The sequence below is a fragment of the Nocardiopsis tropica genome, assembly GCF_042660575.1.
Classification (GTDB): domain Bacteria; phylum Actinomycetota; class Actinomycetes; order Streptosporangiales; family Streptosporangiaceae; genus Nocardiopsis; species Nocardiopsis tropica.
Genome location: NZ_JBHSUF010000004.1, coordinates 26,377 through 42,976, shown reverse-complemented (window position 1 = coordinate 42,976; position 16,600 = coordinate 26,377). Strand labels below are relative to the sequence as shown.

Here is a 16,600-nt window from a genome sequence, read left to right as displayed (position 1 = left end):
TCCTGTGCCGGGCCGCCCGGCGGGGTCATCGCAGGCGTGAGCGGCGCATCTTGCCGGAGGCGGTGCGGGGGAGTTCGTCGACGAAGTCGACGACCTGGGGGGCTGCGTGGGTGGCGAAGCGGGTGCGTACCCATTCCTTGAGGTCGTCGGCCAGGCGCGGGGTGGCGGTGTGCCCGGGGGCGGGGACGATGCGGGCGCCGATGAGCTGTCCGGCGATCTCGTCGGGGATGGAGTAGACGCCGCACTCCTCGACGGCGGGGTGGTCGTTGAGGACGGCCTCGACCTCGGTGGGGCCGATGCGGTAGCCGTGGGTGCGGATGGCGCCGTCGTCGCGGGTGGAGAAGAAGATCTGGCCGTCGCGGTCCTGGATGCCGGTGTCGCCGGTGAGGTAGTGGGCGTGGTCGGGGGTGAAGCGGACCTGGGAGGCGGCCTCGTTGTCGAGGTAGCCCTCGAACCAGGCGAGGGGGCTGTTGGCGAGGTCGATGGCGATGCGGCCGTAGGTGCCAAGGGGGGCGGGGTCGTCGGAGACGGCTTCGAGGACCTGGATGTTCCAGCCGGGCAGGGCGGGGCCGATGGCGCCGGGGACGAGGGGGGTGGCGGGGGTGTCGCCGTTGGGGACGCCGATGCACCAGCCGAGTTCGGTCTGGCCGTAGTGGTCGCGTACGGGGACGCCGAAGACGTCGGCGACCCAGTCGATGACGTCGGGGGCCAGGGGTTCGCCGGCGCTGGTGAGGCGTTGGACCATGACTTCGGGGGGCAGGGTCTTGGTGGCGGCGCGCAGGGTGCGGTAGGTGGTGGGGTCGGCGGCGAGGTTGGTGACGCCGTACAGGCCCAGGACGTCGAGGGTGAGTTCGGGGTCGAAGAATCCCGCGCGCAGGGCGAGGGAGCCGTGTCCGGCCAGGAGGGGGGAGATGAGGCCGTGGTAGAGGCCGTAGGCGGAGCCGGGGTCGGCGGTGTTCCAGTAGACGTCGTCGTCGCGGACGCCGAGGCCGTAGTGGTGGTAGGCGTGCATGGCGGTCAGGGCGCGGGCGGGGACGGGGACGCCGCGGGGCGGGCCGACGTTGGCGGAGACGTAGAGGATGGCGAGGGTGCCGTGGCCGCCGATGGGGGTGTCGGTGACGGTGGGGGTGGTGGTGTGTTGGGTGAGGGTGGTGAGGGTGTGGTCGCCGGGGCGTAGGGGGTGGGTGCCGGTGGTGGCGATGTCCCAGGTGGGGGTGGTGTGGGGGGTGGGGTCGAGTTTGGTGCGGTATTCGTCGTCGCAGACGACCAGGCGTGCGCGGGAGTTGGTGAGGCGTTCGTTGATGGCGGAGGGGGCGAAGGAGGAGAGGAGGGGGACCAGGACGGCGCCCAGGCGCCAGACGGCGAGGGCGGTGACGGTGAGGTCGGTGCCTTTGGGCAGGAGGGTGGCGACGCGGTCGCCGGTGGTGATGCCGAGGTCGGCGAGTCCGGTGGCCAGGGCGCGGGAGCGGTGGGCGAGTTCGCCGTAGGTGAGGGTGGTGGCGGTGAGGGTGGGGCCGATTTCTGTGGTGGCGACGGTGTGGGGGTCGTGGCGGTCGCAGAGGAGGTGGGCCACCGATGTGGTGGGTGTGTCGTAGGTGGCGAGCCAGTCGCGTACGTGGTGCGCCGGGTCGGGCACGGGCATCGGTGGTCTTCCTCGGTTTCGGTGGGTTTGTTGGTATCGCCGGGTTACGTCAACCCTATGCCCACCTGTGAGCCTGGCCTCACTCGCGCCGGGTGTGGCGGTTCGGCCATGATGTGGGGATGGACAGTGGTGCTGTTGCGGAGCGTTTCGGGCTGGGTGCTGGTGAGCGTGCGTGGTTGGAGGAGGCTGCGCTGTTGCCGGAGCCGGTGAGGGCGCTGGTGGTGCCCTCGGGGGCGCAGGCGGCGCGGGTGTTGGACCTGTTCGCCCTGGAGGCGGTGGACCGGGCCGAGGTGGAGGGGTTGTGGCCGGGGTCGGGCGGGCCGTGGGGGGTGTGGCCGCCGGAGCTGTGGTACGTGGTGGAGTGCATGTACCGGCGGTTGTGCGCCGATGCGGAGCTGGCGGCGGGGCAGTGGCGGGACTGGCCCTCGCTGGTGGGTGTGGAGGATCCGCGGGTGCGGGTGGCGTCGCTGTGGGCGTTCGCGGCGATGGTGGGGGCGCAGTTCGCCTCGCACGGTGCGCGGGGTGTGGAGCGGTCGGTGACGGCGGCCACGCTCGCGGACGTGGGTGTGCAGATGGGGCGTTCGCGGCGGATGTTCGGCCGGCTGTCGCTGGAGACGGCGTCGTGGGTGGCGGCGCAGTTCCGGGGCCGCCTGTTCTGGGTGGGCGGGTTGCAGTTCGAGCCGGCCCTGTTGGGGAACCAGGGCGGGGTGGAGTGGTATGCGCCCGAGGAGGCGCGGGGGCTGGGTCCGGGGATGGGTGTGGGTGATCCGGTGCTGCGGTTGCACATTCCCACGGGCGGGTTGGACCCGGTGGCGGTGCAGGAGGCGCTGGGGCGGGCGCGGGGGTTCGCCCGGGAGTGTTTGGGGATCGATCCGGTGGTGGCCACGTGTACGTCGTGGTTGCTGGATCCGCAGTGGGGCCCGGTGCTGGGGGAGGGGTCCAACATCGTGGGGTTCCAGCGGCGTTTCACGCTGGTGGGTGCGGGTGTGCCGGGGGAGTCGGACGTGTTCCGGTTCGTGTTCGGCATGGCGCGGGTGGATGTGGGGGGTGCGCCGAGGCGGACGCGGTTGGAGCGCGCGGTGGTGGAGCGGTTGGAGTCGGGGGGCTCCTGGCAGGTGCGCACGGGGTGGTTGCGGTTGCCGTAGGAGGCGCTCGGCCCGCGCCGCGGCGCGGGCCGAGCGGGCCTGTCAGCTCTTGAGGAACTCGAGCAGGTCGCGGTTGAACTTCTCCTTGTCGCCGGGGACCAGGGCGATGCCGTGGGAGCCGCCCTCGTACACCTTGAGTGTGGCGTCGGCGATGATCTTGGCGGACTTGCGGCCGGTGGCGTCGATGGGGACGACCTGGTCGTCGTCGCCGTGCACCACCAGGGTGGGGACGTCGAAGCTGCGCAGGTCCTGGGTGAAGTCGGTGTAGCCGAAGGCGTCGACGCATGTGACGCCGGCCTGGATGGACTGGTGCATGGCCATGAACCAGAAGGCGTCCTTGTTGCCCTGGGTGACCTTGTTGCCGGGGCGGTTGGCGCCGAAGAACCCCTCGGCGGTGTCCTTCCAGAACTGGGAGCGTTCGGTGAGGATGCCGTTCTTGATGCCGGTGAGGACGTCCTCGGGGACGCCTTCGGGGTTGGTGTCGGACTTGATCATGATGGGCGGGACGGCGGAGAGCAGGACCGCCTGGCGGACCCTGCGGGTGCCGTGGCGGCCGATGTAGCGGGCGAGTTCGCCGCCTCCCATGGAGTGCGCGACCAGGGTGGCGTCCTGCAGGTCGAGCTGGTTCATGAGCTCGTCGAGGTCGTCGGCGAAGGTGTCGAAGTCGTAGCCGTCCCAGGGCTGGTCGGAGCGGCCGTGCCCGCGCCGGTCGTGGGCGATGCCGCGGAACCCGTTGTCGGCCACCCACTTCATCTGGTCCTCCCACGCGTCGGCGTTGAGCGGCCATCCGTGGATGAACACGACCGGGCGCCCGCTGCCCCAGTCCTTGTAGTGGATCCCGACGTTGTCGCGTGTGGTGATGCGGCCCATGGGTGGTGCCCCCTTGTGCGTGGTGTTTCGGGTGTGGTGCGCCGGGTGGGGCGCACCGTCGCCGAGTCGATCACGGCGGGGCCGGGTGGTGAACCCGCTGGTGGGAAAGGCTGGGGAAAGTCCGGTTTGGGGTTCTCAGATGGCCATGAGGGCGTGGGCGGTGTCGTCGGTGAGGTCGGCGCGGTCGCCGCTGTGGACGATGCGTCCGGCGTCGATGACGGTGACGGTGTCGGCCAGGCGCAGGGCCAGGTCGAGGTACTGCTCGACGAGCAGGACGGTGATGCCCTGGGCGGCGATGTGGGTGATGGCCTGTTCGATCTCGGCGACGATGGAGGGCTGGATGCCTTCGGTGGGTTCGTCGAGGATGAGCAGGGTGGGGTCGGTGACCAGGGCGCGGGCGATGGCGAGTTGTCGGGCCTGGCCTCCGGACAGGAGTCCGGCGCGGCGGTGCAGGAGGGGTTGCAGGCGGGGGAAGCGGTCCAGGGCGGCGTCGATGAGTTCGGGGCCGCCTCGTCGTGTGGCCCGGTGGGCGAGGTGGAGGTTGTCGGCGACGGTGAGGGGGGCGAAGGTGGCGTGGCCCTGGGGGGCGTAGGCGAGGCCGTTGCGGGTGCGGGTGTGCGGGGGGTGGCGGGTGATGTCGGTGCCGTTGTGGGTGATGGTGCCGGCGGTGGGGGTGAGGAGTCCGGCGATGGTGTTGAGGAGGGTGGTTTTTCCGACGCCGTTGCGGCCCATGACGCAGGCGATGGTGCCGGTGTCGATGGTGAGGTCGATGTCGAACAGGACGCGGGCGCGCCCGTAGCCGGCGTGGAGGCCGTGGATGCTCAGGTGGGGGGTGTTCACGGGCGGGTCTCCTGGGGGGTGCGGCCGAGGTAGACCTCTTGGACGCGGGGGTCGTTCTGGACGGTGGCCAGGTCGCCGTGGGTGAGGATGCGTCCTTCGTGCAGGACGGTGACCTGGCGGGCGTAGCGGCGCAGGAAGTCCATGTCGTGTTCGATGACGACGACGGTGTGGTCGGCGGCGATTTGGGTGAGGAGTTCGCCGGTGCGGGTGCGCTCTGCGGCGCTCATGCCGGCGACGGGTTCGTCCAGCAGGAGGAGCCGGGGGTGTTGGGCCAGGAGCATGGCGATCTCCAGCCATTGGCGTTGGCCGTGGGAGAGGGTGCCGGCGAGGGCGTGGGTGTGGGGGGTCAGGCCGACGCGTTCGAGGAGGTCGGGGACCTCGGGGTGGGGGGTGCGCGGGCGGCGCAGGAGTTGCCAGGGGCGCAGGCGGAAGGACGCGGCCAGGTCGACGTTGTCGGCGACGGTGAGGTGTTCGAAGACGACGCTGGTCTGGAAGGTGCGGCCGATGCCGGCGCGGACGATGTGGTGTTCGCTGCGTTTGTTGAGGGTGTGGCCGTTGAAGGTGATGGTGCCGCTGGTGGGGCGGGTGCGGCCGGTGATGGTGTCGATGAGGGTGGTTTTTCCGGCGCCGTTGGGGCCGATGAGGAAGCGGAGTTCGCCGTGGTCGAGGGTGAGGTCGATGTGGTCCAGGGCGGTGAAGGCGCCGAAGGTGACGGTGAGGTCGCGGATGTCGAGCAGGGTCATGGGGTGCTCCCGGCGGTGGCGGTCTCCTGGGCGGGCGCGGGGGTGCGTGGGCGGAGCAGGGCGGCTCGGGCGGTGTGGGCGAGTCCGGCCAGGCCGTGGGGGGCCAGGGCGATGACGACGACGAACAGGGCGCCTTGGAGGTAGGTCCAGCCTCCGGTGAAGGTTTCGGAGAAGGTGGTCTGGGCGGTGTTCATGATGAGGGCTCCGGCGGCGGCTCCGGCGAGGGAGTGGCGGCCGCCGATGGCCACGGCCAGGACCATCATGATCGAGGGGACGACGCCGATGAGGGTGGGGGAGATGATGCCCATGACGGGGACGAAGAGTGCTCCGGCGGCGCCGGCGGCGGTGGCGGAGAGGGCGTAGGCGAGGGTTTTGGCCCAGGTGGGGTCGTAGCCGAGGTAGCGGACGCGGTCCTCGCCGTCGCGGATGGCGATGAGGAGTCTGCCGTAGCGGCTGTGGGTGAGGTGGCGCAGGAGCAGGTAGGTGGCGGCCAGGGTCAGGACGGTGAGGGTGTAGAGGGTGGTCTGGGCGGTGGGGGTGTAGAGGCTGTGGCCGGCGAAGACGGGGAAGTCGGTGAGTCCGTTGGAGCCGCCGGTGAGGTGTTGTTGGCCGATGAGGAGGATGACGAAGGCGGCGGCCAGGGCCTGGTTGAGGAGGGCGAAGTAGGCGCCGCGTACGCGTTGGCGGAACACGGACCAGCCCAGGAGGGTGGCCAGGGCGGCGGGCAGGAGCAGTGCGGCCGTGACGGCGGCGGCGGGGTGGGTGAGGGCCTGCCAGAACCAGGGGAGTTCGGTGAGCCCGGACCAGGTCATGAACTGGGGGAGTTGGCCGCGGGTGAGGGGGTCGGCGGCGGTGGCGGCCAGGGTCAGGTGGATGGCCATGGCGTAGGCGCCCAGGCCGAAGTAGACGCCGTGGCCGAGGGTGAGCATGCCGCCGCGGCCCCAGGCCAGGGCGATGCCCAGGGCGACGATGGAGTAGCACAGGTACTGGGTGAGGAGGTTGAGGCGGAAGGGTTCGAGGAGGTGGGGGAGGAGCAGCAGGGCGGCGGCGAGCAGGGCGAGGAAGGTGGCGGGGCCGCGCAGGCGGGCCAGGGGTGTGCGCCGCCCGGGCGTGGGGGTGGGGGTCATGTCAGCGCTCTTGTCTTGACGGTGAACAGTCCCTGGGGGCGGGCCTGGAGGAAGGCGATGATGGCGGCGAAGACGAGGAGTTTGGCCAGGGAGGCGTCGGTCCAGGCCTGGGCGGTGGCGTTGAGGATGCCCAGGGCGAAGGCGGCCAGGACGGTGCCGCGGAGCCGGCCCAGGCCGCCGATGACCACGACGAGGAACGCGTCGACGATGTAGTTGGCGCCCAGGGTGGGGCCGGTGGGTCCGATGAGGGTGAGGGCGACCCCGGCGACACCGGCCAGGCCGGAGCCGATGAAGAAGGTGGTGGCGTCGACCTTGCGGGTGTTGATGCCGCTGACGCCGGCCAGGTCGCGGTTGTGGATGACGGCGCGCATCTGGCGCCCCTGGTGGGTGCGGTGCAGGTAGTGGGCGATGGCCAGGACGCAGACCAGGGCCAGGGCGAGGATGAACAGGCGTGAGTGGTGCAGGCGGATGCCGCCGGGCAGGGTGGTGCCGTCGGTGAGCCAGCCGGGTGCGGGGACGTCGACGTTGGGTGCGCCGAAGGTGTCGCGTGCGGCCTGTTGGAGGATCATGCCGATGCCGAAGGTGAGCAGGAGGGTGTCCAGGGGGCGCCCGTAGAAGTGGCGGATGAGGCCGAGTTCGAGGAGCCAGCCCAGGGTGCCGGTGAGGGTGAAGGCCAGGGGGAGGGCGGCGATGAGGGACCAGGTGGGGTCCAGGCCGGCCCAGGCGTGCAGGACGTAGGCGGTGTAGGCGCCGACCATGATGAATTCGCCGTGGGCCATGTTGATGACGCCCATCTGGCCGAAGGTGAAGTTCAGGCCCAGGGCGGCCAGGAGGAGGACGGCGCCGATGGCCAGTCCGGTGGGGAGTTGGTTGACGAGGGCGTCCACCGCGGCTCCTTGTGGGGTCGGGGGCGGCCGGGGCGGGCCCGCAGGGGTCGGGGCCCGGCCGCCGGGCGGTGGTCTCAGCCGGTGAGGGCGGCGGCCCAGTCGTAGCCTTCGAGGTAGGGGTCGGGGGTGATGGGCTGGGGGGAGGACCAGATCTCGTCGATGAGGCCCTGGTCGTTGACCTGGCCGATGCGGGCCGTCTTGACGACGTGCTGGGTGGCGCCGTCGATGGTGATGGTGCCTTCGGGGGCTTCGAAGGTGGTGCCGTCCAGGGCCTGGCGGACGTCGGCGACCTCGAAGCTGCCGGCTTCCTCGACGGCGGCCCTCCACAGGTGGACGGCGTTGTAGGCGGACTGCATGGGGTCGGAGGTGACCCGTTCTTCGCCGTAGGCGTCGGTGAAGGCCTCGACGAAACCGGTGTTGGTGTCGGTGGGGGTGCTCTGGTAGTAGTTCCAGGCGGTGAGGTGGCCGGTGATGTTGTCGGCGCCGATGCCCTCGATCTCCTCCTCGGCGACGCTGACGCTCAGGACGGGGGTGTCCTGGGCGCTGACCCCGGCCGAGCGCAGCTGTTGGAAGAAGCTGACGTTGGAGTCGCCGTTGAGGGTGTTGAAGACGGCGTCGGGTGCGGTGCGGGCGATGTCGTCGGTGATGGTGGAGTACTCGGTGTGGCCCAGGGGTGTGTACTCCTGGGCGATGACGTCCATGTCGTGGGCCTGGGCGTAGGCGGTGATGATCTGGTTGGCGGTGCGTGGGAAGACGTAGTCGGAGCCGACGAGGTAGAGGCTGGTGTGGCCTTCTTCGCGCAGGTAGTCCAGGGCGGGGATGATCTGCTGGTTGGTGGTGGCGCCGGTGTAGACGATGTTGGGGGAGGCTTCGAGGCCTTCGTACTGGACCGGGTACCACAGCAGGCCGTCGTTGCGTTCGAAGACGGGGAGCATCGCCTTGCGGGAGGCGGAGGTCCAGCCGCCGAAGACGGTGGCGACGCCGTCGGACTGGAGGAGTTTTTGGGCGCGTTCGGCGAAGGTGGCCTCGTCGGAGGCGCCGTCCTCGACGATGGGTTCGATCTGGCGTCCCAGGACGCCGCCGTCGGCGTTGATCTCGTCGATGGCGAGTTGGACGGCGTCGTGGACGGTGACCTCGCTGATGGCCATGGTGCCCGAGAGTGAGTGGAGCAGGCCGACGGTGACGGTGTCGTCGTCGGTTCCGGTTCCTGTGGGGGCGCAGGCGGTGGCGGTCAGGGCCAGGGCGAGTGCGGTGGCGGCCAGGGGTGTTGTGCGCGGGCGGGTGCGTGCCACGTGTGCCCATCTCCTAGGGGGTCGGGGGTGGGGGTGCACCTAGGAGGCTGGTGTCGGGGTGTTTCGTGGGGCGTGCCCGGTGGTTACGTATACATGTCGGTATCCGGTGGGTGGTTAAATCGCGTTTTTCGGGGGTGGGGGGCGTGTGGTGGCGGCGAGCAGGTGGTGGCCGGTGCCGTCGCAGTGGGGGCAGGGGTGGGGTGCCAGGGCCTGGTCCCCGAGGTCGGGTGCGGGGTGGTCGGGGTCGTGTGTGTGGGCGGGGGAGTCGGGGCCGGTGAGGGTGAGGTGGGCCAGGAGTGCCACGCGTGTACCGCTGCCCAGGCAGCTGCGGCACAGGGTTCGGATGAGCATGTGCGCAGAATAGGTGGTGTGTGCGTGGTGGTGGGGGTGAACGGCCGAGCTTGTCGGGTTTTGTGCGTCTGTTGGTGCGGTGTGGGGGGCGGGAGTTCGGCGGGTGCGGGCGGTGTGCGGGGCCGGCGGTTCCGGCGAGCGGGCCGGGGGCGGCGGGCGTCGTGGGGGTGGTGTGGAGCGCGGCCGGGCGCGGGGTGGTGGTGCGGCAGGGGACCGGGATCGGTGGGGGCGGCTCAGCGGCTCATTCGAACTCGCCATGGGCCGGGTGACTCCGCCCCGACGGGGGCTCGAGAGCTCTAACTTGACATAATGTGCATTATCGGCGATATGGGCAGGATGGTGGGAAGGGGTTGGAATGCCCGCGTGTGCGGGCTTTTCGCGTTTCCGGCCGCCGCTGCGCCGGGCGGGCCGTGTGCGCTCGCCTCGCGTGGGCGCGGCGGCGGCGTATCGGGCCCGTGGGCACTGGGCGTCGTCGCCGTCGGTGCGCCGGGTGCTCCGGGGCGAGCTCTCCGGGCTGTCGTCCGTCCACAGGTCCTGTGCCGGTCTGGTGCGGGCGCGGCGTGGCGGGTTAGCGTGGATCCGGGGGCGCCTGCGGCCTCGTTGCCGGGGCGTGCCGCCCCCGAATCCCAGTATCCGCAGGTCGTTGGGTGTGCGGCAAGGGTCGTTCGGGGCCTGTGGACGGCCGGCCCGGTCCGGGGTCGGCCGCATGTCAGGGCGTCGACGCCCCCCGGGGCCGCCCGGTGCGGTGCTCCGGGTGTCGGGCGGTCCTGGCGGTGCGGTGTCCTGGGGTCGAGCGGCCCCGCGTGCAGGCCCCGGTGTGCAGGTTTTGGAGGCCGTCCCCCGCAGGGTCGAGTCCGACCTCTCCATGTTTGATGCATAAACCGTGTTATGCATGATTTTGGTGAACTTTGCAGACACCTGAGTGGTTTGTGGTGATCTCCTGGTCGGCCGTCGCCTCGACCGGCCCCCACCCCCTCGTCGCCTCGACCGGTCCCTGTCCCCTCCGCGCTCCCCGGGCCCCCGCCCGCAACCCCGGCGCCGCGCGGGCCCGGACCCCGGTCCCGCCTCCCCCGCCCTTGCCGCGCACTCGGCCGTCAGGTCGCACCGCGGCCGCCCCTCCCCCCGCCACAGGAGCCACCCATGACAGGACTCACGCACAGTTACACCAACGACACCCGAAGGAGTGGCGGCGTCGTGGTCAAACACCACCTCGGCCCCGGCGCCGCGCGGCGCCGGGACACCGAGGCCCTCGCCCTGCGCGCCGCTGCCGGTTCGGTGCCCGTTCCCGCGCTCCTGGACCCCGCGCCGGGCGCCGACGGCCGCGGTTCCGAGGGCCTTGGGGGAACGGTCCCGCCCCTGCGCACCGCGTTCGTCGAGGCCGTCCACGCCAAGGACCTGTGGGCGCGAGGGTGCGCCGAGCAGGTCATGGCCGCCTGCGGGCGGGTGCTGCGCCTGGTGCACGCCCTGGACCCCGCGCTGCTTCCCGGTCCCGGGCCGCTGCCGGGGCAGGTGTTCGTGCACGGGGACTTCGGTCCCAACAACGTCCTGATGGAGCCCTGCGGCGGGAGGGTGGCGGCCGTCCTGGACTGGGAGTGGGCGCACCCGGGGGCGCCGGTGGAGGACCTTGCCTGGTGTGAGTGGGTGGTGCGCACCTACCATCCGGGCGAGGTCGGGGCGCTGGAGGCGTTCTTCGCCGCGTACGGGGTGCGTCCGGCGTGGGCCGAGCGCCACGCGTGGATGGTGCGCCGCTGCGAGGAGGTGGCCGCGTTCTGGGAGGAGTGGAGGCCCCTCTCCCCCACCACGGGGGTGCGCCGTGCCCAGTCGGCGGCCACGCGGGCCTGGCGGGGGTGAGGCCGGGGCAGCTCCTGCCCCGGTCGGGCCCTTCCCCGGGGCGCGGCCCCCTCCTCTGCCGGTGCCGCACGCGGAGGACCGTGTGCGGCGCCGGGTTCCCGGCGCGGCCCCTCCCCTGCCGTGGGGGTCCTGGTGCTCTGTGCTCGGCCGGCGTCGAACGCCTTCCTGACGGTCAGGGTGTCCTCGTACAGGTGCATGCGGCGGGCGTTTCCCGGTCCGGTATCTGGGCAGGCGCTGCCAGGAGATCTGAGCGGGTGGTGGCGCCGGGGCGCCGGTGGGTTCGCGGCGTGTCCGTCCGGTGCGCGGGTGGCGGGCGGGTCCTGTCCCGGAGGCCGTGGGTCCGCCCCGGCCGCTCACGGCACCGCCTTGTGGGGAGGCACACGGTATGGCCCTTGACCATGACGAGTTGCGGCGTGTCGACGCGTACTGGCGTGCGGCGAACTACCTGTCGGTGGGGCAGATCTACCTGCTGGACAATCCGCTGCTGCGGGAGGAGTTGCGGCCCGAGCACATCAAGCCGCGGCTGCTGGGGCACTGGGGCACCACCCCGGGGCTGAACTTCTGTTACGCGCACCTGAACCGGGTGATCAGGGAGCGCGACCTGGACATGGTCTACGTGATGGGTCCGGGGCACGGGGGGCCGGCGGCGGTGGCGAACGCGTGGTTGGAGGGCGGTTACACCGAGGTGTATCCGCACATCACGCGGGACGAGGAGGGGATGCGGCGGTTGTTCCGCCAGTTCTCGTTCCCGGGGGGTGTGCCCAGCCATGTGGCGCCGGAGACGCCGGGGTCGATCCATGAGGGCGGTGAGCTGGGGTATTCGCTGGTGCACGCGTTCGGTGCGGCCTTCGACAACCCGGATCTGGTGGTCTCGTGCGTGGTGGGTGACGGTGAGGCCGAGACGGGGCCGTTGGCGGGCAGCTGGCATTCCAACAAGTTCCTGGACCCGGTGCGGGACGGGGCGGTGCTGCCGATCCTGCACCTGAACGGGTACAAGATCGCGAATCCGACGGTGTTGGCGCGGATCCCGGAGGAGGAGCTCCTCAAGCAGTTGGAGGGGTTCGGGTACCGGCCGCTGGTGGTCGCCGGTGATGATCCGGTGTACATGCACCGTCGTATGGCGCAGGTGCTGGACGAGGCGTTGGAGGAGATCGCGCGGATCCAGCGGGTGGCGCGGTCCTCGGGTCTGGAGGGGCGTCCGGTGTGGCCGATGGTGGTGCTGCGTTCGCCCAAGGGGTGGACGGGGCCGCGGGAGGTCGACGGGGTGGCGGTGGAGGGGACGTGGCGCTCGCACCAGGTGCCGATGGGGCAGGTGCGTGCCAACGCCGAGCACCGGCGGATGCTGCAGGAGTGGATGCGCTCCTACCGGCCGGAGGAGTTGTTCGGGGGGTCGGGGGCCCCGGTGGCGGAGGTGCGGGAGTGGGCGCCGGCGGGGGCGCGGCGGATGAGTGCGAATCCGCATGCCAACGGCGGGTCGCTGTTGCGGGACCTGGTGGTGCCGGACTTTCGCGAGTACGGGGTGCGGGTGTCGGGGAACGGCAAGCAGAGCAGTGAGGCGACGCGGGTGCTGGGGCACTTCCTGCGTGATGTGCTGCGCCGCAACCCGGACTCGTTCCGGATCATGGGGCCGGACGAGACGGCGTCGAACCGGTTGGCGCCGGTGTTGGAGGCCTCGGACAAGGTGTGGCAGGCGCAGGTGCTGGCCTCGGACGAGCACCTGGGGCGGCACGGGCGTGTGATGGAGGTGCTCAGTGAGCACCTGTGCCAGGGGTGGTTGGAGGGGTACCTGCTGACGGGGCGGCACGGGTTGTTCAACTGCTACGAGGCGTTCGTGCACATCGTGGATGCGATGTTCAACCAGCATGCGAAGTGGTTGAAGGTGACGCGGGGGCTGGCGTGGCGGCGGCCGATCGCGTCGTTGAACTACTTGTTGACGTCGCATGTGTGGCGTCAGGACCACAACGGTTTCACGCACCAGGATCCGGGGTTCCTGGATGTGGTGCTGAACAAGCCGGCGGAGGTGGTGCGGGTGTATCTGCCGCCGGACGCGAACACGTTGTTGTCGGTGGCCGACCACTGTCTGCGTTCGCGGGACTACGTGAACGTGGTGGTGGCGGGCAAGCAGCCTGCTCTGGACTTCTTGTCGGTGGAGGAGGCGGTGGCGCACTGTACGCGCGGGATCGGGATCTGGGAGTGGGCGAGCACGGGCGCGGGTGAGGATCCGGACGTGGTGTTGGCGTGCGCGGGTGATGTGCCGACGTTGGAGACGCTGGCGGCGGCGGACCTGTTGCGGCAGCTGTTCCCGGAGTTGCGGGTGCGGGTGGTCAATGTGGTGGACCTGATGAGGTTGCAGCCGCCGAGCGCTCATCCGCACGGGTTGCCCGATGCGGAGTACGAGGCGCTGTTCCCGGTGGGCACGCCGGTGGTCTTCGCGTTCCACGGGTATCCGTGGCTGGTGCACCGGCTGGCGTACCGGCGTGCGGGGCACGGGGACCTGCATGTGCGCGGGTACCGGGAGGAGGGCACCACGACGACGCCGTTCGACATGGTGATGCTCAACGACCTGGACCGGTTCCACCTGGTGATGGATGTGATCGACCGGGTTGCGGGGTTGGGCGGGCGTGCGGCGGGGGTGCGTCAGCGGATGGTGGACGAGCGTCTGCGGCACCGGGCGTACACGCGGGAGTTCGGTGAGGATCCGGTGGAGGTGCGTGAGTGGGTGTGGCCGTACTGATGCGTGTTCTGGTGGTCAACGCGGGGTCCTCGAGTCTGAAGTTGAGTGTGGTGGGGCCGCGGGAGGAGGTGTTGGCGTCGGAGTCGGTGCCGGTGCGGCGCGGTGTGTGGGACCGGGGTGCGGTGCGGGCGGTGTTGGAGGGGTTTCCGGCGGTGGAGGCGGTGGGGCACCGGGTGGTGCACGGGGGGCGCGAGTTCGTGTCGCCGGTGCGGTTGGATGCGCGGGTGGTGGGGCGGTTGAGGGCGTTGGGGGATCTGGCGCCGTTGCACCAGCCCAAGTCGTTGGCGGGGATCGAGGCGGTCGAGGGGGTGCTGCCGGGGCTGCCGGCGGTGGCGTGTTTCGACACGGCCTTTCACGCGGGGATGCCGCAGGAGGCGTCGACGTATGCGGTGCCGGAGCGGTGGCGGCGTGAGTGGGGGGTGCGGCGGTTCGGGTTCCACGGGCTCTCGCACGCGTATGCGTGGCGTCGGGCGGTGGAGGTGGCCGGTGGTGTGCGGCGTGTGGTGACGGCGCATCTGGGGGCGGGGGCGTCGTTGGCGGCGGTGCTGGAGGGGCGCGGTGTGGATACGACGATGGGGTTCACGCCGTTGGAGGGGCTGGTGATGGCGACGCGGTCGGGGAGTGTGGATCCGGGGATGGTGTTGTGGCTGCACCAGCATGCGGGGTTGGCGGTGGAGGAGATCGCGGAGGCGTTGGAGCACGAGTCGGGGGTGTTGGCGTTGGCGGGGTCGGCGGACATGCGTGAGGTGTTGGGGCGTGTGGACGCGGAGGCGGTGCTGGCGGTGGGGGTGTATGTGCACCGGTTGCGTGCGGGGGTGGCGGCGATGGCGGCGTCGTTGGGCGGGTTGGACGCGTTGGTGTTCACCGGTGGTGTGGGTGAGGGGTCGGCGCTGGTGCGGGCCCGTGTGGCGGAGGGGTTGGGGTTCTTGGGTGTGGAGGTGGATGCGGGGGCGAACGAGGGTGTGGGTGTGGAGGGTGAGGTGAGTGCTGCGGGGGCTGCGGTGCGGACGTTGGTGGTGCACGCGCGTGAGGACGTGGAGGTGGCGCGGGGGGTGCGGGAGGTGGTGGGCGGGGGGTGAGGCGGGTTCTGCGGGGGTGCGGGGTTTTTCCTGTGCCCCCGTTTTCTGTGCCGTGGGCGGGGGTGTGAGGCGGGGGTGGGCCGCTCCCCCGCCGGGGCGGAAGGCGGGGGTGTGGAACGGGTGCGGACACCCGGGGTGCGGGGGTGGAAGTGCCCGCGGTATCGGGGATGCTGTGGTCATGGATGTTGAACAGGGGTCCGTGGTCGAGGCCGTGGAGCAGTACCTGGTGGCGCGGCGTGCCGCCAAGCCCTCCCCCCACACGGTAGCCGCCTACCGGCGTGACCTGCTGGGGGTGTTGGCGTGTGTGGGCAGGGTGCGGGGTGTGGATCCGGGTGCGGTGGTGTGGTCGGACCTGGATGCGACGGTGCTGCGGGGGGCGTTCGCGGAGTTCGCGGCCGAGCGTGCGGCCTCCAGTGTGCTGCGGGCGTGGTCGACGTGGAACGGGTTCTTCGCGTTCTGGGTGTCGGAGCGGGTGGTGGCGGGCAATCCGATGTCGGCTGTGCCGCGGCCGCGGGTGCGGCCCTCGGTGCCCAAGCCGCTGATGGGTGAGGATACCCCCGAGCGGTTGTTGGAGGCGTTGGCGCGGGGGGCGCGCAAGGCGCGGGATCCGTGGCCGGAGCGGGATCTGGCGGTGTTGGCGCTGGCGCTGCTGACGGGGATGCGTTCGGCGGAGATGCTGTCGTTGCGGGTGGAGTCGGTGGGGGGCCGTGCCGGGGAGCGGCGTATCCGGGTGGTGGGCAAGGGCGGTGGGGAGAGGTCGCTGCCCATCGAGGTGCCGTTGGAGGTGTTGTTGGAGGCCTATCTGGAGTCGCGGCGGGCGCGGTTCGGGGTGGTGCGGGGGTCGGATCCGCTGCTGGTGGACAACCGGGGTGAGGGGTTGCGCCGGGGTGGGCTGCAGTACCTGGTCAAGCAGTGCTACAGGCATGCGGGTGTGCACGACCGGGTGGCGCGGGGGACGCTGGTGCACGCGTTGCGGCACACGTTCGCGACGCGGTTGGCGGAGGACGGGGCGTCGGTCACCGAGATCATGCGTTTGCTGGGGCATGCGTCGTTGTCGTCGTCGCAGGCCTACATCCAGGTGACGGACCGTGCGCAGCGGGAGGCGGCGGGGGCCAACCGTACCTATGGGGTGTTGCGGCGGTTGGGGGGTGGTGAGGTGGTGGGGTGAGTGGGCGCAGGGGAGCTGCGGGGGTGCGGGGGTGGCTACTCTGTGGGCGTGAATCAGTCGACTTTCGTTGTGTCCACCGTGAACGTCAACGGCCTGCGGGCCGCCGCGAAGAAGGATCCGGGTTTCGTGTCCTGGTTGTCGGCCACCGAGGCCGATGTGGTGTGTGTGCAGGAGACGCGGGCCGAGGCCTCCCAGTTGCCGCAGGAGGTGGTGGCGCCGCAGGGGTGGCATGTGGTGTTGGTTCCGGCGCAGGCCAAGGGGCGGGCCGGTGTGGCGGTGTATTCGCGTGTGGAGCCCGATGCTGTGCGTGTGGGGTTCGGTGAGGCCGAGTTCGAGGGGTCGGGCCGGTATGTGGAGGTGGATCTGGGGGCGGTGACGGTGGCGAGCCTGTACCTGCCCTCGGGTGAGGTGGGCACCCCGCGTCAGGAGGAGAAGGAGCGTTTCATGGAGGCGTTCCTGCCGTATCTGGTGCGGCGGCGCAAGGAGGTGGAGGGGCAGGGGCGCGATCTGGTGGTGTGCGGTGACTGGAACATCGCGCACACCGAGGCGGATCTGAAGAACTGGCGGGGGAACAGGAAGAGTGCGGGGTTCCTGCCCCAGGAGCGGGAGTGGTTGGGGCGGGTCTTCGATGAGGCCGGTTATGTGGACGTGGTGCGGGCGCTGCACCCCGATCAGGAGGGGCCGTACTCGTGGTGGTCCTACCGGGGGCGGGCCTTCGACAACGACACGGGGTGGCGTATCGACTATCAGGTGTGCACGCCGGGGTTGTCGGTGCGGGCGGAGTCGGCCCGGGTGGAGCGGGCGGCCGAGCACGGGGCCCGGTGGTCCGACCATGCGCCGGTGACGGTGCGGTACCGGGCGTAGGGAAGGG

Annotated in this window: 14 protein-coding genes; 6 read left to right on the top strand and 8 right to left on the bottom strand. The window is 71.1% G+C overall.

Annotation, left to right across the window (positions count from 1 at the left end; all coding sequences use genetic code 11):
* Window positions 1-25: 25 nt before the first annotated feature.
* A complete protein-coding gene (locus ACFQBR_RS07745; protein ID WP_344180505.1) occupies window positions 26-1,642 on the bottom strand; it encodes an AMP-binding protein in 1,617 nt (538 codons plus the stop codon).
* A gap of 119 nt (window positions 1,643-1,761) precedes the next feature.
* Between ACFQBR_RS07745 and ACFQBR_RS07740 the strand changes: the two genes are divergently transcribed.
* Entirely contained in the window at window positions 1,762-2,787 is a 1,026-nt protein-coding gene (locus ACFQBR_RS07740) for an acyltransferase domain-containing protein (RefSeq protein ID WP_344180503.1), read from the top strand.
* Window positions 2,788-2,829: 42 nt separating this feature from the next.
* Here the strand turns inward: ACFQBR_RS07740 and ACFQBR_RS07735 are convergent, their stop codons facing one another.
* The 7 genes from ACFQBR_RS07735 to ACFQBR_RS07705 all read right to left on the bottom strand — a co-directional run bounded on the left by ACFQBR_RS07735 (window position 2,830) and on the right by ACFQBR_RS07705 (window position 8,897).
* On the bottom strand, window positions 2,830-3,657 hold the full coding sequence (locus ACFQBR_RS07735) for an alpha/beta fold hydrolase (protein WP_344180501.1): 828 nt from the start codon (window positions 3,655-3,657) through the stop codon (window positions 2,830-2,832).
* Between the two features lie 135 nt (window positions 3,658-3,792).
* The gene (locus tag ACFQBR_RS07730) at window positions 3,793-4,497 is read right to left on the bottom strand and encodes an ABC transporter ATP-binding protein (protein ID WP_344180499.1); all 705 of its coding nucleotides are present in this window, start codon (window positions 4,495-4,497) and stop codon (window positions 3,793-3,795) included.
* On the bottom strand, window positions 4,494-5,240 hold the full coding sequence (gene urtD / locus ACFQBR_RS07725; protein WP_344180497.1) for an urea ABC transporter ATP-binding protein UrtD: 747 nt from the start codon (window positions 5,238-5,240) through the stop codon (window positions 4,494-4,496). The genes ACFQBR_RS07730 and urtD overlap by 4 nt, the downstream gene beginning before the upstream one ends.
* Entirely contained in the window at window positions 5,237-6,367 is a 1,131-nt protein-coding gene (gene urtC, locus ACFQBR_RS07720) for an urea ABC transporter permease subunit UrtC (protein ID WP_344180495.1), read from the bottom strand. The genes urtD and urtC overlap by 4 nt, the downstream gene beginning before the upstream one ends.
* Window positions 6,364-7,254, bottom strand: coding sequence for an urea ABC transporter permease subunit UrtB (gene urtB, locus ACFQBR_RS07715; RefSeq protein WP_267949946.1), 891 nt, complete (start codon window positions 7,252-7,254; stop codon window positions 6,364-6,366). The genes urtC and urtB overlap by 4 nt, the downstream gene beginning before the upstream one ends.
* Before the next feature lie 74 nt (window positions 7,255-7,328).
* A complete protein-coding gene (urtA, locus tag ACFQBR_RS07710; protein WP_344180493.1) occupies window positions 7,329-8,546 on the bottom strand; it encodes an urea ABC transporter substrate-binding protein in 1,218 nt (405 codons plus the stop codon).
* 114 nt (window positions 8,547-8,660) lie between these two features.
* Window positions 8,661-8,897, bottom strand: a complete 237-nt coding sequence (locus ACFQBR_RS07705; protein WP_267949948.1) for a hypothetical protein — start codon at window positions 8,895-8,897, stop codon at window positions 8,661-8,663.
* A gap of 1,140 nt (window positions 8,898-10,037) precedes the next feature.
* Here ACFQBR_RS07705 and ACFQBR_RS07700 point away from each other — a divergent pair.
* The 5 genes from ACFQBR_RS07700 to ACFQBR_RS07680 all read left to right on the top strand — a co-directional run bounded on the left by ACFQBR_RS07700 (window position 10,038) and on the right by ACFQBR_RS07680 (window position 16,593).
* The gene (locus ACFQBR_RS07700; RefSeq protein ID WP_344180491.1) at window positions 10,038-10,748 is read left to right on the top strand and encodes a phosphotransferase family protein; all 711 of its coding nucleotides are present in this window, start codon (window positions 10,038-10,040) and stop codon (window positions 10,746-10,748) included.
* A gap of 385 nt (window positions 10,749-11,133) precedes the next feature.
* A complete protein-coding gene (locus ACFQBR_RS07695; RefSeq protein ID WP_344180489.1) occupies window positions 11,134-13,482 on the top strand; it encodes a phosphoketolase family protein in 2,349 nt (782 codons plus the stop codon).
* A complete protein-coding gene (locus ACFQBR_RS07690) occupies window positions 13,482-14,561 on the top strand; it encodes an acetate/propionate family kinase (protein ID WP_378552826.1) in 1,080 nt (359 codons plus the stop codon). Before ACFQBR_RS07695 ends, ACFQBR_RS07690 begins: the two co-directional genes overlap by 1 nt.
* 178 nt (window positions 14,562-14,739) lie before the next feature.
* Window positions 14,740-15,729 (top strand): tyrosine-type recombinase/integrase, encoded by a 990-nt coding sequence (locus tag ACFQBR_RS07685; protein ID WP_267949951.1) that lies wholly within the window; start codon window positions 14,740-14,742, stop codon window positions 15,727-15,729.
* A 69-nt stretch (window positions 15,730-15,798) separates the two neighbouring features.
* Window positions 15,799-16,593: an exodeoxyribonuclease III gene (locus ACFQBR_RS07680; RefSeq protein ID WP_378552593.1), complete on the top strand. Its 795-nt coding sequence runs from the start codon at window positions 15,799-15,801 to the stop codon at window positions 16,591-16,593.
* Window positions 16,594-16,600 lie beyond the last annotated feature (7 nt).